The 13,826-nt window shown below is 75.6% G+C and carries 12 protein-coding genes and 1 pseudogene; 6 read left to right on the top strand and 7 right to left on the bottom strand.

Features of this window, described 5'->3' with window-relative positions:
- Positions 1–119 precede the first annotated feature (119 nt).
- Both AB0G11_RS20995 and AB0G11_RS21000 read right to left on the bottom strand, forming a co-directional pair.
- A complete protein-coding gene (locus AB0G11_RS20995; protein ID WP_357587509.1) occupies positions 120–248 on the bottom strand; it encodes a CGNR zinc finger domain-containing protein in 129 nt (42 codons plus the stop codon).
- Positions 215–874, bottom strand: coding sequence for an ABATE domain-containing protein (locus tag AB0G11_RS21000; RefSeq protein ID WP_357587511.1), 660 nt, complete (start codon positions 872–874; stop codon positions 215–217). Before AB0G11_RS21000 ends, AB0G11_RS20995 begins: the two co-directional genes overlap by 34 nt.
- Here AB0G11_RS21000 and AB0G11_RS21005 point away from each other — a divergent pair.
- Positions 770–1,093, top strand: a pseudogene (locus tag AB0G11_RS21005) (MBL fold metallo-hydrolase); the annotation flags it as partial. The gene AB0G11_RS21000 and the pseudogene AB0G11_RS21005 overlap by 105 nt on opposite strands.
- A gap of 230 nt (positions 1,094–1,323) precedes the next feature.
- Here the strand turns inward: AB0G11_RS21005 and AB0G11_RS21010 are convergent.
- Entirely contained in the window at positions 1,324–2,661 is a 1,338-nt protein-coding gene (locus AB0G11_RS21010; RefSeq protein ID WP_357587513.1) for a Dyp-type peroxidase, read from the bottom strand.
- 127 nt (positions 2,662–2,788) lie between these two features.
- Here AB0G11_RS21010 and AB0G11_RS21015 point away from each other — a divergent pair, with 127 nt between their 5' ends.
- Positions 2,789–3,757 carry an MBL fold metallo-hydrolase gene (locus AB0G11_RS21015; protein ID WP_357587515.1) on the top strand — a complete coding sequence of 323 codons (969 nt, stop codon included), beginning with the start codon at positions 2,789–2,791 and terminating at the stop codon, positions 3,755–3,757.
- 169 nt (positions 3,758–3,926) lie between these two features.
- Here the strand turns inward: AB0G11_RS21015 and AB0G11_RS21020 are convergent, their stop codons facing one another.
- Positions 3,927–4,901, bottom strand: a complete 975-nt coding sequence (locus AB0G11_RS21020; RefSeq protein WP_357587517.1) for a DUF5937 family protein — start codon at positions 4,899–4,901, stop codon at positions 3,927–3,929.
- 78 nt (positions 4,902–4,979) lie between these two features.
- On the opposite strand from AB0G11_RS21020, the gene AB0G11_RS21025 reads away from it, so the two are divergent.
- Together AB0G11_RS21025 and AB0G11_RS21030 are read left to right on the top strand one after the other, a co-directional pair.
- Positions 4,980–5,438, top strand: a complete 459-nt coding sequence (locus AB0G11_RS21025; RefSeq protein WP_357587519.1) for a cupin domain-containing protein — start codon at positions 4,980–4,982, stop codon at positions 5,436–5,438.
- The gene (locus AB0G11_RS21030) at positions 5,438–6,748 is read left to right on the top strand and encodes an FAD-binding oxidoreductase (protein WP_357587521.1); all 1,311 of its coding nucleotides are present in this window, start codon (positions 5,438–5,440) and stop codon (positions 6,746–6,748) included. The genes AB0G11_RS21025 and AB0G11_RS21030 overlap by 1 nt, the downstream gene beginning before the upstream one ends.
- Here AB0G11_RS21030 and AB0G11_RS21035 read toward each other — a convergent pair.
- On the bottom strand, positions 6,745–7,557 hold the full coding sequence (locus AB0G11_RS21035) for an MBL fold metallo-hydrolase (RefSeq protein ID WP_357587523.1): 813 nt from the start codon (positions 7,555–7,557) through the stop codon (positions 6,745–6,747). The genes AB0G11_RS21030 and AB0G11_RS21035 overlap by 4 nt on opposite strands.
- Before the next feature lie 170 nt (positions 7,558–7,727).
- Here AB0G11_RS21035 and AB0G11_RS21040 point away from each other — a divergent pair, with 170 nt between their 5' ends.
- Complete coding sequence (locus AB0G11_RS21040) at positions 7,728–9,155, top strand: PLP-dependent aminotransferase family protein (RefSeq protein ID WP_357587525.1); 1,428 nt, start codon at positions 7,728–7,730, stop codon at positions 9,153–9,155.
- 5 nt (positions 9,156–9,160) lie between these two features.
- On the opposite strand, the gene AB0G11_RS21045 is transcribed toward AB0G11_RS21040, so the two are convergent.
- Positions 9,161–10,516, bottom strand: coding sequence for an FAD-dependent oxidoreductase (locus tag AB0G11_RS21045; RefSeq protein ID WP_357587527.1), 1,356 nt, complete (start codon positions 10,514–10,516; stop codon positions 9,161–9,163).
- 95 nt (positions 10,517–10,611) lie between these two features.
- Here AB0G11_RS21045 and AB0G11_RS21050 point away from each other — a divergent pair, with 95 nt between their 5' ends.
- Entirely contained in the window at positions 10,612–11,031 is a 420-nt protein-coding gene (locus AB0G11_RS21050) for an NUDIX domain-containing protein (protein ID WP_357587529.1), read from the top strand.
- Positions 11,032–11,047: 16 nt separating this feature from the next.
- Here AB0G11_RS21050 and AB0G11_RS21055 read toward each other — a convergent pair whose 3' ends face one another.
- On the bottom strand, positions 11,048–13,780 hold the full coding sequence (locus AB0G11_RS21055) for a BTAD domain-containing putative transcriptional regulator (RefSeq protein WP_357587531.1): 2,733 nt from the start codon (positions 13,778–13,780) through the stop codon (positions 11,048–11,050).
- Positions 13,781–13,826 lie beyond the last annotated feature (46 nt).

Here is a 13,826-nt window from a genome sequence, read left to right on the forward strand (position 1 = left end):
TGAATGGAACGCCACCAGCTCCGCCCCAGTCAACGCATATATGTGGCCCCGCCTGTCACACAGGTGGATATATCCCCCACCGGGGGAAACGGAGGACGCGGGAACCCCCGGCTGCGGGGTCAGCCGGCCTGCGAGCGGGCGCGGCGGGCGTAGGCGCGGGCGGCGCGGGCGCGGTCGCCGCAGCGGACGGAGCACCAGTGGCGGCGGCCGCGGCTCAGCAGGAAGCGTTGCAGGGCGCGGCCCCGCACGAGTTGAGGCGGCCGGCGTCCGGGCCGGTGAGGAGGTCGGCCGCGTCGGCCGCGAGAGCCGCGAGCGCGCGGTCGAGGATCTCGTTGACCGGGCACGGCGCCGCGCGGTACGGGCCGCGCCGGTCGTCCCAGTACAGCAGCGCCGCCGTGGGCGCCCTGCTCAGCGCGTCGTTGACGGCCGACAGCGCCGCGGGCAGAGCGGGCACCCCGGCCACGCGGGCGGCGAACAGCGACCTGACGTGCTCGCGCAGCGAGCGCAGCTGCGTCGCGCACATCTCCCGCACGCTGGCGTCGGCCGGAGCCAGGCCGCGCTCGGCCAGCCACCGGTTCGCCGCCTCCGGGGTGCCGAGAAGGTCGACGAACCGCCCTCCGGGCAGCGCGACGGCGCTGTTGGCGAAGTCGAGGGCGAGGTGGTCCGCCGCTCCCGGCGCGGCGTCCTCGGCGGCCCGACCGCCCTGTTCGAGTACGGCGGCCTGCGCTTCCTGACCGACCCGACCTTCGACGCCCCCCGCGACTACCTCGTGCCGCGCGGCCGGCTGACCAAGACGGCCCCCTCCGCCGCCGCCCCGGCCGACCTGGGCCGGATCGACGTGGTCCTGCTCTCCCACGACGAGCACCCCGACCACCTGGACGTCTCCGGCCGGGCGCTGCTCGCCGGCGTCCCGCGGACCCTCACCACGCCCGGAGGCGGCCAGCGCCTGGGCGGCGGGGCCAGGGGGCTGGCCGACTGGGAGTCGGTCGAGCTGGAGCGCCCCGGTGGCGGCACGGTCACGGTCACCGGCGTGCCCGCCGTCCACGGGCCCGGCGCCCGCGAGGACGTCGAGCCGTTCACCTGGCAGGTCGTCGGGTTCGTCCTGACCGGGGAGGGCCTGCCCACCGTCTACGTCAGCGGCGACAACGCCTCACTCGAACTCGTCGAGCGGACAGCTGGGCGCACTTCACCGAGGGGCGCGACGAGCTGGTGGCCGCCTTCACCGCCGCCGGGCCGCTCGACCGCCTGGACCTGGGCGAGCGGGGCTGACCCCGGGACGGCTCCCGCACCGCGTCCGCCCTGCCCCCGGGGCGCGGTCCGGGGTCAGCGGGCGGGGAACAGCGCGTCCGCGAGGGAACGGCCGGGCCGGACCGCCGGGGGGATGGCGAAGACGGCGCTGCCGGTGTGCTGGATGAAGGCGTTGAGCCGGTCGCCGGCGTCGGCCATCTTGCGCTGGGCGCGGACGAAGTCGCCAGGGTCCCGCAGGTAGGCGCAGAACAGGGTGCCGGTGTCGTAGCTGTTGTGCCCGGCCCCGGCGTGGTCGTGCAGCGGGTCGTCGTGGCTGTGGCCGGGCTTGTCGCCCCCGGGGTGCTCGTGGCCGGCGTCCGGCGCGGGCGGCGCCTGGAAGGCGTAGTCGTAGTTGTACGAGCGCCGCAGCATGGGGATGCCGTGGACCAGGGCCACGTGGGAGTCGGCCGGGATGAGGGGTTTGCCGTCGGGCCCCTTCTTGCCGAAGTCCGCGGGGGTGAACTCGTGGCCGCCGCTGAGCGGGGCGCCGCTGTCGCGGCGGCGGCCGATGGACCGGTCCTGCTTGTCGGCGGTGGAGGTGTCCCAGGTGGGCAGGTCCATCCGGATCTTGCGGAAGACCAGGTAGGTGCCGCCGGTGAACCAGGACGGCTCGTCCGGGGCGGTGACCCGTACGGCGTCGTCGAAGGCGGCGGTGCCCGGCCTGGGGTTGGCGGTGCCGTCCTTGTGCCCGAACAGGTTGCGCGGGGTGGCGTCGCCGAACCGGCCGAGGAAGCCCTGCTGGCTCCAGCGCAGCCGGGCGAGGCCGGGGGCGCGGCCGCGCAGGGCGCGGAAGGCGTGGCTGATGCTCTGCGGGTCGTCGCCGCAGATCTGCACGAACAGCTCGCCGCCGCTCCAGGCGGGCTGGAGCTGGTCGGTGGAGAAGGCCGGCAGCCGGCGCAGGTGCCGGGGCCGCTCCTTCTTACGGCCGATGCGGCCGAACAGCTCGGGTCCGAGGCCGAACGTCACGGTCAGCCGGGAGGGCGGCAGGCCGTCGGCGATGCCGGTGTCGGCAGGCATGCCGGGGCGGCTGGACGGGAGCGGCCCGGCGGGGCGGCCCCGCATGAGCCGTTCGGCGGCGGCGCTCCAGTGCTCCATGAGGCGCTGGAAGTTGACGGCGATCCGTTCGGTGGGCAGGGGCTTGCCCTTGGGGCCGGCGCTCTCGAGGTCGAAGGCGGCGAAGCAGGCGTAGAGCTGCTGGGGCGTGGCGATGCCGGGCTGCTGCGTCTCGTGACGCCGCTCCGGGGCCGCCTGCCTCGACGGGGTGGCCGGCGCGTCGTCTCCCGTGAGGGCCAGTGCCCCGCTCGCGCCCGCGGTCGCCACGAGCGAGGTGACCAGGGTGCGCCGGGAGAAGGCAGGCGTGGACGAACTGGGCATGGGTGTCCTCCAAGGCGAAGGGGGTCATAACCTTCAGGTAGCCTGAAGCCTAGGCGGCGGCACCGTCGCCCCTCTCCCCGGCCCCGCCCATGACTGCCCGAAACTCCCGGAAACGGCCCACACCCACATGAACCAGGCAGAGCACCCCGACCGGCTGGAGCGGGGACACCCGTTCCGGCAGTGGAAGACGTGGCGGATCCCCGGCACCGAGCTGACCCTCACCGGCTACTCCCGGGCGAACGACAAGACGTTCTTCCACATCCCCGAGCTGCGGTGCTGCCTCGACGCCGGCCTGTGCGAGGGGCGGCGGCCGGACACGGTCTTCCTCACCCACACCCACCACGACCACGCCAAGGACCTCGACCACCTGGCCGCCAACCCCTCCGGCGTGGACGTCTACCTGCCCGCCGAGGCGGTGCCGTACGCGGAGTCCTACATCCGCGCCTCCGCCGAGCTCAACCACGGGGCCGGGTTCGACCCCGCCCTGGCCGGGGGCCACCGCCTGCACGGCGTGGCCGGGGGCGACGAGTTCGGCTTCGGGCGCCGGGGACACCGGGTGCGCGTGGTGGAGTGCGAGCACAAGGTGCCCTGCGTCGGTTACGCCTTCTCGGAGCGGGTCAAGGCGCTGCGGCCGGAGTTCGAGGAGCTGCGGCGGTCACTGGCGGAGCGGGGCAGGGGCGCCGAGTTCGGGCGCCTGATGGCGCGCGAACGCGAGAAGGGCGTCGAGGTCGACGCCCTGACCACCCGGCCGCTCTTCGCCTATCTGGGTGACACGCACGTGCGCGTCTTCGAGCGCAACCCCTGGCTGTTCGGCTACCCGGTCGTCATCACCGAGTGCACCTTCCTGGAGGACGGCGAGCTGGAGCGCGCGGACCGGGTCGGGCACACGGTGTGGAGCCGGCTGCGCCCGATCGTCGAGGCGAACCCGCGTACGCTGTTCGTCCTGATCCACTTCAGCCTGCGCCACTCCGACCGGGAGGTGCTGGAGTTCTTCCGGCGGCAGCGGGAGCAGCCCGGCGCCTCGCGGCCGGACAACGTCCTGCTGTGGGTCCACCCGGACAGCCATCTGCCGGAGCAGCACCAGCACCGCCGCTGACCGTCAGCCGGGGCCGACACCCAGGGCCCGGCGGTGGGTGGCGGGGTCGGCCAGGACGTCGAGCATGGCGCGGGCGAGATCGCCGCGCGGCAGGCTCCAGCCGCGGACGCCGGCGGCGCACGCTCGTCCTCCTCAGCCCCGCCCGCGGCCGGTCCCGCCCCCGGCGTGCTCACCGAGGGCGGCGGGGGTGCGGCGAGGCGGCGGCCAGGAGGGCGCGGCCGGCGTCGGTGAGCTCGTGTGTGGCCGTGCGGCCGGCCCGGCTGCTGTCGATCAGCCCGGCGTCGCGCAGGACCGTCAGGTGCTCGCTGGCCGTCGGGGCGGTCACGCCCACCAGCCCGGCCACCACGCCCGTCTGCATCGGGGTGACGAGCGCGGCCAGGATGCCCGCCCGGGTCGTCCCCAGCAGCCGGTCGAGGGATCGCGGCGTGGCCGGCGCCGCCCACAGGTAACGCCCGGACGCCGGGTAGTAGATCGCCGGGGCCCAGTGGGCGGAGGTGGCGCACTGCACCCGGTCCGTGATGAACAGCGACGGGACGAGGATGAGCCCGTCCGGGCAGTCGACGTCGACGTCGACGGCCGACGCGACGGTGACGGTGTCGCCCTCCAGCGCCGTCGAGTGGTGCAGGCGCGGAAGGACCTCGCGCAGCCCCTCGCGGTTGACCTGGAGGGCCCGGTCCAGCATCTCGGCCCGCAGCGCCTGCCGCATGGACGGCCATTCCGGCTCCACGGCCGCCTTCCAGAGGCGGCGCACCGCGCAAGCGGCCTCCGCCCTGACCCGGCCGGGGTCGCCGAGCAGCCGGTGGCCCAGTCCGGCCTCCCGCCCGATCGCGGCGTCGGCGAGCTCGGCGCGGACCTGGTCCAGCGGGGTGGCGAGGAGGGCGGCCACGCACTCCTCGAACGACGGCTCGCTGGACATCGGCGACGGGTCGAGGAAGTCGGGCCGGTACGCGCCATCCGCCATGAAGATCGTGAGCGCGCCCAGGTCCAGCCCCGACAGGCGGTCGCGGCGACGGCGCAGCCACGGGTGGAACATCGGGTGACGCCGCGGCTCGGTCAGGAGCCGGGCGAGGCTGACCACCTCGTGGATCGGCGACATCGCCCACCGCACGCCCGCGGCCCCGGCGCCCAGTCGGTAGCGGATCATCTCCCCATTGTCGGGCCACACCATTAGGCCAGGGCCGAAGTGAGCGCGAGCGGGCCGCGGAGTCACGAGACTCGGGGCATGACGGAGACGAAGCCGACACCGGCGCGAACGATCCGGCTGGGCCCCGGCGGATCGGTCATCGAGGTCCTCGCCACCCCGGCGGAGACCGGCGGGACCATGAGCCTCTACAGGTGGCGCATGTCGCCCTCCAGCCGGGGCCCTTCCCCGCACTTCCACACGACCTTCAGCGAGACCTTCGTCGTCGAGGAGGGCGAGGTCGGCTACTTCGACGGGCGGGCCTGGCGGACCCTGCGTGCCGGGGACACCGCGCACGCCGCGGCGGGCGCCGTGCACGCGATCCGGAAGGACCGCCCCGAGCCCGCCACCCTCCTCATGGCCCTCTCACCGGGCGTGCCCCGGGAGGAGTACTTCGCGCGGCTCGCCACCGTGACCGAGCGCGACCAGGGCAGGCTCCACGAAGCCCACGACAACCATTTCGCCGGCCTTGACCTTGACGAGAACCAGGAAGACAGCTGATGACGAGCAACGACCTGCGCGGAGCCCTCAAGGGGCGCGTGCATTTGCCCGGTGACGACGGCTTCGACCAGGCGGCCACCGCGTGGAACCTGACCGTCGGGCAGCCGGTGGCCGCCGTGGCGGAGGCCGCGGACGCCGGCGACGTGGCGGCGCTCGTCCGCTACGCGCGCCGGGCGGGCCTGACGGTGACCGCGCAGCCGAGCGGCCACGGCGCCTCGGGTGACGTGGAAGGCGTGATCCTGCTGCGTACCGGCCGGTTGAACGAGGTGGAGGTGCGCGCGGAGGAGCGCGTGGCCCGGGTGGGCGCGGGCGCGAAGTGGGGGCAGGTGCTGGCGGCGGCCGGCCCGCTGGGGCTGGCCGGCCTGTCCGGCAGCGCGCCCGGGGTCAGCGTGACCGGCTACACCCTGGGCGGCGGGATCGGCTGGTTCAGCCGCGCGTACGGCTTCGCCTCCGACAGCGTGCGCGCCCTCGACGTCGTGGACGCCGACGGCGAGCCGGGCCGGGTGACCGCCGAGTCCGACCCCGACCTGTTCTGGGCGCTGCGCGGCGGTGGCGGGGACTTCGCGGTGGTGACCGCCGTCGAGCTGGAGCTGTATCCCGTGCCGGTCCTGTACGGCGGGCGCGTGATCTGGCCGCAGCACCGGACCGGGGAGGTGTACGACGCGTTCCTGGAGATCACCGCCGAGGCGCCGCGCGAGCTCAGCGTCTGGATCAACCGGTTCCAGCCGCCCGGCGCGCCGCCGATGGTGACGCTGGACCTGGCCTACCTGGGTGAGGCGGCCCGGGCCGAGGACCTGCTGGCGCGCCTCGGCAAGATCGAGGGCGCGCTCTCCGACAGCCGGGGCGTCGTCCCCCTTGCCGAGCTGGGCGGCATCACCGCCGAGCCGACCGACCCGGCCCCGTCCATCGCCCGGGCGGAGCTGCTCACCGGCCTGGACGCGGACGCGGTGGAGCGCCTGCTGGCCAAGCCGGTCGAACCGCTCATCAACGTGCAGATCAGGCATCTGGGCGGGGCGCTCGCCGAGCCGGGCGGCGGTGCCGGTGCGAGCGGCGCGCTGACCGAGCCGTACCTGCTCGGGCTGCTGGGGCTCGGGCTGCCGCACGCGGCCGACGCGACGCGCGCCAAGCAGGCCGAGGTCGTGGCCGACCTGGAGAGCCGCGTCAGCGGACGCAAGCCGTACACCATGCTCTCCCCCGGCGACACGGCGGCGCAGTCCTTCTCCGCCGGGACGCTCGCGCGGCTGCGGGAGATCAAGCGGGCCCGTGACCCGCACCACGTGTTCCGCGCGAACTACCCGGTGCTCGGCTAGCGGGGGCGGGCCAGGCGCTGGAGCTGCCCGGTGTGCACGTCGCTCACCCATTCCCAGCCGGGCTCGGCCGACGGCCCGATCCGGGGGTCGCTCGGCTCGTGGCCGTCCCGCAGGGCGTGCACGTACGCCCGGTCCAGGGTGATCCGGGCGCGGACCTGGCCCGCTCCGCCGGCGGAGCCGTGACCGGGGACGACGACGCCCGCGTCGCCCGCCACCTCCTCCAGCAGCCGCAGCGCCTCCAGGTAGTCCTCGACCGGGTCGGCGGCGTCCAGGTCGAGCATCGGGACCAGGACGTCGGAGAGCATGTCGCCGGCGACGAGAACCCCGCGTTCCTCGATCAGCAGCGCCGCGTGGCCCGGCGCGTGCGCCCGGTGCTCGACGATCCGGACCCGGGGACCGTCCCAGGGGATGTACGCGGTCCCGGCGGGCAGGCCGGTGATGTCGCCGAGCAGGTCGAGCGGCACCTGCCCGGCGACTTCCGTCCCGATCAGGTGGTCGGCGACGCGGGCCTTCGCGCCCGGGTCCGCGAGCTGGTCACGTACGGCGGCCGCGCAGCGCGCCGTGCCGTGGCGAGGCGCCTGGCCGAGCCGGGGGTGCCAGAGCAGGTGATCCCAGTCGGGATGGGTGGAGAACCCCGCCACGACGGGCTGTCCCAGCCCGTGCAGGTCGTCCGCGAGGCAGCCGAGCTCGGCGCCGGTCACGCCGGGGTCGATGAGCAGCACCCCGGCCGCGCCCCGCACGACGACGGCGTTGGTCCGCACGAACATGCTCTGGTGGATCAGCACCCCCTCGGCGACCTGCGTCAGCATGGCCACGCCCGGCGGCCCGCGGTCGTCGTGCGGTGCCGGGGCGCCTGCCCGGGCTCGGTGCCGTTCATCCGCCGCCTCCTGCGATGGGTGCTGAGATGCCGAAGGGAGCCGTGCCCCGCCAGGTCGCACAGCCTGGCCGGACGGGGCGCCCGCCGGTAGGGTCCGATCCTATGGGGCGTTCGAGGACCGGTTCCGGCCTGGCCGAGGACCTGCTCATCGAGCTGGACCGCGACGCCGGGGTGCCGCTGCACCGGCAGATCGAGACGTCCATCCGCGCGGGCATCCGGGCCGGCCGGCTGCGGGCGGGCGCCTCGCTGCCGCCCTCCCGCACCCTGGCGGCCGGGCTCGGCGTCTCCCGTGGCGTGGTCGTGGAGGCCTACCAGCAGCTCGTCGCCGAGGGCTACCTCGCCAGCCGGTCGGGCGGCTACACGCAGGTCGCCGCGTCGATGCCGCCGGTGGCCGCCGGCGCGGGCCCCGCGACCCCGGCGGCGCACGGCCCCGGCTTCCGGGTCGACTTCGGGTACGGGCGCACCGACGTGTCGCAGTTCCCCCGGGCCGCCTGGCTGCGCTCGGTCCGCGCCGTGCTCACCGCCACGCCCAACGACCGGTTCGCCTACCTCGACGGTCGTGGCGTGCCGGAGCTGCACACGGCCCTGTGCGACTACCTCAACCGGGTGCGCGGCACCTCGGCCGCGCCGGGCCACGTGGTCGTCTGCGGCGGCTACGGGCAGGGCATCGCGCTGCTGATCCAGGTGCTCGTCCAGCACGGCGCCAGGCGGATCGCCCTGGAGGACCCCTCGTCGAACGACGACGCCCTGGTGCTGGCCCGCGCCGCCGGTCTGGAGGTGGTCGGCGTCCCGGTGGGCCCGGACGGCGTCGAGGTCGGCGCGCTCCACCGGGCCGACGCCGACGCGGTCGTGCTCACGCCGTCGCACCAGTGGCCCACCGGCGGAGTGCTGTCGGCCCCGGCGCGGGCGGAGGTGATCCGCTGGGCGAAGCGGCGCGGCGCGCTCGTGATCGAGGACGACTACGACGCCGAGTACCGTTACGACCGCTCGCCGGTCGGCGCCATGCAGGGTCTGGCGCCCGATCATGTCGTCTACTGCGGCACGGCCAGCAAGACGCTCGCGCCCGGGTTGCGGCTCGGCTGGCTGGTCGTGCCCGCCCGGCTGGTGGGCGACGTCGCCGCGGCGAAGGTGCTCGCCGACCGGGGGTCGCCGGTCATCGACCAGCTGACGTTCGCCGACTTCCTGGCGCGCGGGGAGTTCGACCGCCACCTGCGCCGGATGCGCCCGGTCTACCGCCGCCGCCGTGACGCGCTGCTGGACGCCCTGCGCACTCAGCTGCCCGAGCTGCGACCGGCCGGGATCGCCGCCGGGCAGCACGTGGTCGCCTGGCTTCCGCCCGGCCTCGACGAGGCGGAGGTGGTGGCCGCCGCCGCCCGGCGCGGGCTCGGCATCCACGGCGTCGGCCCGTACCGGATCACCGGCGCCGGGCCGGGCGGCCTGATCTTCGGCTACGCCATCCTGGGCGAGGCCGCCATCGCCGAAGGGGTCGCGCTGCTCGCGGCGGCCGTGCGGGAGGTACGGGGACGCTGAGGCCATCAGCGTGCCGGGCGGATGTTCTGGTTCAGGTGGAACACGTTGGCCGGGTCGTACGCGGTCTTGAGCTCGGTCAGCCGGGCCAGTTTCGCGGCCGGGTACGCCCGCCGCACGCCGCTCTGCCCCTCGGCCAGCTCGTCGGCCGTCAGCGAGTTGACGTACACCCCGCTCGCGTACGGTTCGAGCGACGCCCCGGCGGCGCGGGCGGCGCCCATCCTGGCGTCGTCCTCGGCCGGGTCGGTCCAGCGGGACCCGGCCCCGAACTCGAACATCGTGCCCCGGTGGCTGAACGCCGCGTCCGCCTCGGGGACGTCGGCGATCGCGCCGCCGTGCGCCTGCAGGCCGACGCCCGGCAGGTACGGGTCCGCGCTCAGGTCGGCGCCGCCGCGCAGCAGGAACGCCTCGATCGCCGCGGTGGGGAATCGCCGCAGGTAGTGCGCCTTGGCGTAGCGGCGGTAGGCGTGGCCGCCGGTGGAGTCGTCGCGCCGCTGGAGTTCGAGGTAGGACGGGGTGGTGACGCGTGAGGCGACGGGACGCCCGAGCGCCCGCATCGCGGGGAGCAGCCGGCGGCCCTCGTCCGGGTCGCCGACCCACACGAACCCGGCCGTGGCGATCGGGCCTTCCGGGCCGCTGCCGACGCCGGCGGTGAACGTCGCCTGCCGGGGCGCGACGGCGTTCAGGTCGCGCCAGCCCTCGAGGACCGGGACGGCGTCCTCGGCGCGGAAGTCGAACTCGGCGACCAGCGTCCGCGTGCCCGTGTGATGCAGCCGGAACTCGAACTCGGTGACGACGCCGAAGTTGCCGCCGCCGCCGCGCAGGCCCCAGAACAGGTCGGGGTTCTCGGCACGGCTCGCGGTCACCACGTCCCCTTCGGCGGTGACCATCGTGTACGAGATGACGTTGTCGCAGGCCAGGCCGTACTGGCGGGCCAGCCAGCCCATGCCGCCGCCGAGCGTGAGCCCGCCGACGCCGGTGTGCGAGACGTTGCCGGCGGTGGTGGCCAGGCCGTACGCCTGGGACGCGCGGTCCAGCGCGCCGAGCAGCGCGCCGCCCTGCACCCGGGCCCGGCGGCGGGCCGGGTCGATCCGCACGCCGCCCATGGGCGTCAGGTCGATCATGAGTCCGCCGTCGGGGACGGCGAACCCGGCGGCGTTGTGGCCGCCGCAGCGCACGCCGATCTCCAGGTCCAGCTCCCGCGCCAGCCGCACGGCGGCGACCACGTCGGCGACGCCCGCCGCGCGGACGATCATCCGGGGCCGCCGGTCGACCATGGCGTTCCAGACGGTGCGGGCGCTGTCGTAACCGGCGTCGCCGGGGGTGAGGAGCCGGCCGTCGAAGCGAGTCGCTGTCGTTGTCATGCCCTGAGCGTGACACCGATCGGTACCCTCGATAAGGGCCGATCGCGCAGCCGCCCGGAGGACCAATTTCGTCCCGTATCTGGAATGCTGGCGGCGTGGTGGATGACCGGGTGATGAACGTGGTGGCGGCGGCCGTCGTCGAGCGGGGGCGCTTGCTCGTCGTCAGCAAGAAGGCCGCGCCGGAGGTGTTCTACCTGCCGGGAGGCAAGCCCGAGGCGGGAGAGAGCCCGAAGGAGACCCTGGTCCGGGAGCTGGACGAGGAGCTCGGCGTCGCGCCGCGCGACCTGGACCTGCTCGGCCTGGTGGAGGACGTGGCCGCGCTCGAGGGCGTGCCGATGCGCATGACGGTGTTCACGGCCGCGCTGACCGGACGCCCGAGGCCCGCGGCCGAGCTGGCCGCGCTGGGGTGGACCGACGGGCGCGACGGTTACGCGCCCCGCCTGGCCCCGGCGGTCCGTCACCACGTGCTTCCCGTGCTCGTCCGGGCCGGGGCCCTCGCCCTGGACGGACCCTAGACCGGCCCCCGGTCCTTCAGGGGCTGGCCGCCAGGCCGGCGAGGCCGGCGCGGGCGCGGGACTGCTCGGCGAGGTCGCCCACCTCGACGGCCGCGTCGAGCGCGTCACGGTAGAGACGCCGCGCCCGGCCGGCCTCGCCGAGCGCCAGTGCGGCCGTGGCCAGGCCGTTGAGGGCTTTGGCCTCGCCGCGCCGGTAGCCGAAGCGGCGGTACAGCTCCAGGGCGTCGCCGTGGTGCGCGCCCGCCTCGGCGGGCCGGCCGAGCCGCAGGCAGGCGATGCCGAGGTGGTGCAGGGCGTCGGCCTCGCCGCCCCGGCTGCCGATGGCGCGGAAGATCTCCAGCGCCTCGCGGTGCAGGGCGTCCGCCTCGGCGAAGCGGCCCTGCCGTTCCTGGGCGACACCGAGGTAGTCCGTGGTCACCGCCTCGCCGAAGCGGTCGCCGAGCTCGCGGAACAGCTCCAGCCCCCGGCGCAGCGCGGCGAGCGCGCCCTCGTGGTCGCCGGTCGCGGCCCGTACGTCGCCCAGGCCGGTCAGCGCCCGCGCCTGGCCGCGGCGGTCGTCGGCGGCCCGGCAGGCGGTCAGGGCCCGGTCGAAGTGCTCCGCCGCGAGCCGGTGGTCGCCCTGCAGGTGGTGCACCCAGCCGAGGTCGGTCAGCGCCCGGCCCTCACCGGCGGGGTCCGCCAGCCGCCGGGCCGCCTCCAGCGCCCTGCCGTACAGGGTGCGGGCGTCGTCGTGCAGCGCGTGGTCGTACAGGTAGCGGTAGAGGGTCGTGGCCAGCGCGCCCGTGTGGGCCGGCCAGTCGGTGTCGCAGGCGTGCGCGGCGGTCCGTACGAGATTGCCGCGTTCGGCGTCGAGCCAGGCGAGCGCTTCGGCGGCGTCGCGGAAGCGCGCCGCCGGGCGGCCGGTCCTCGGCCGCCGGTGCGCGCTGTCGGGATAGAGCAGGTCCATGGCGGCTGAGGCGGTGCACAGGTGGTGGTCGAGCAGCCGGGTCATGGCGGCGTGGCGTTCGGCGGGCGGTTCCTCGGCGGCGGTGTCGTGGGCGTACTGGCGCAGCAGGTCGTGGAAGCGGTAGCGGCCCGGCTCGTGCTGCTGGAGCATGTGCGTGTCGAGCAGCGACTCCAGCGTGTCCTCGGCGTCGGCTACGTCGAGCCCGGCCAGCGCGGCGGCGGCGGGCGGGGTGACGTCGCGGCCGGGGTGGAGGCCGAGCAGGCGGAACAGGTGGCGCTCGGTGTCGTCGAGCTGCTGGTAGGACAGGGCGAACGCGGCCGCCACGCCGCGCTCGGCGGTGGCCAGCTCCGACAGCCTGCGCCGTTCGTCGCGCAGGCGCTGGGCCAGGTAGGCGACGCTCCAGCGGGGCCGGTGCCGCAGCCGCGCCCCGGCGATCCGTACGGCGAGCGGCAGGAACCCGCACAGCAGCAGGACCTCGGCCACCGCGTCCGGCTCCCGTACGGCGCGCTCGCCCACGATCCGGGTGAACAGGTCGGTGGCGTCGGCGGCCGGCAGCACCTCCATGGGCAGGGACCGGACGCCGTCGAGATCGGTCAGCCGGCGCCGGCTGGTGATGAGGACGAGGCTGCCGGAGGGGCCGGGGAGCAGCGGGCGTACGTGCGCGGAGTCGGCGGCGTTGTCCAGGACGACGAGGACGCGGCGGCCGGCCAGCTCGGCCCGCCACAGCGCGGCGCGCTCCTCCAGGTGGGCGGGGACGGCCTCGGCGCGGACGCCGAGCTGGCGCAGCAGGGCCTCCAGCGCCTCGGACGTGCTCACCTGCTGCCTGCCCGCCGTGTGCGCGTGGAGGTCGACGAAGAGCCGGCCGTCGGGGTAGTGGTCGGCCAGCTGGTGGGCGGCGCGCACGGCGAGGGCGGTCTTGCCGATGCCGGCCATGCCGTCGATCGCGGTGATCGACGGCATGGGGCCGTCCCCGGCGATCAGCTGGGTCAGCTCGGCGGTGCGGCCGGCGAAGTCGGCGACGTCGTAGGGCAGGTACGTCGCGCTCTTCCCCTTCGGGCTCTCGTCAGCCCGTACGTCAGGGCCCTGGAGCACGGTCTCTTCCACGGACAGGAACGCGGGCCCCGGGTCGAGGCCCTGCTCATGGGCCAGCCGGGACCGGTAGGCGCGTCCGGCGGCCAGCGCGTCGGCCTGCCGTCCGGCGCGGTGCAGGGCCAGCATGAGCTGCCCGGTCAGCCGCTCGCGCAGCGGGTGGGCGGCCAGCTCCGCGCCGAGCCGGTCGATCAGGTCCTCGTGGCGTCCCTCGGCGAGCTCCAGGTCGGCCAGCCGTTCCACGGCGGTCAGCCGCCGGTCCTCCAGCCGCGCGCGGGCGTCCGGCGCGTACTCCGCCTGCACGTCGGCGAACGCGGGCCCGCGCCACAGCTCCAGCGCCGAGCGCAGCCGCCCGGCGGTGTGCCGTGGATCGTCCTCGGCCGTGGCCGTGAGCGTGGTGAAGTCCTCCAGGTCGAGCTGGCCGGGCCGGGTGGTGAGCACGTATCCGGCCACGCTCGTCCGGAGCTGGTCGGCCACGCCCGCCGCGCGCAGGACGCGCCGGATCGCCGCGAGCGCGGCGTGCACCTGGGCGCGCGCGGTGTCCGGCGGCGCCGGCCCCCACACCGCGTCGATCAGCCGTTCCACGCTCTGGGCGCGTCCCGCGTGGAGCAGCAGGTGGCCGAGGAAGGCACGGTGCCGGGGGGCGAGGGCGGGCAGCGGCCGGTCGCCTGCCGAGACCTCCACGGGACCCAGGATCAGGAAACGCGCAGACACCCCAGGATCGTACAAGTCACGGCATATCGGCGCTCCATAGCTCGCG

Source organism: Nonomuraea sp. NPDC023979, assembly GCF_040639085.1.
GTDB classification, from domain to species: domain Bacteria; phylum Actinomycetota; class Actinomycetes; order Streptosporangiales; family Streptosporangiaceae; genus Nonomuraea; species Nonomuraea ceibae.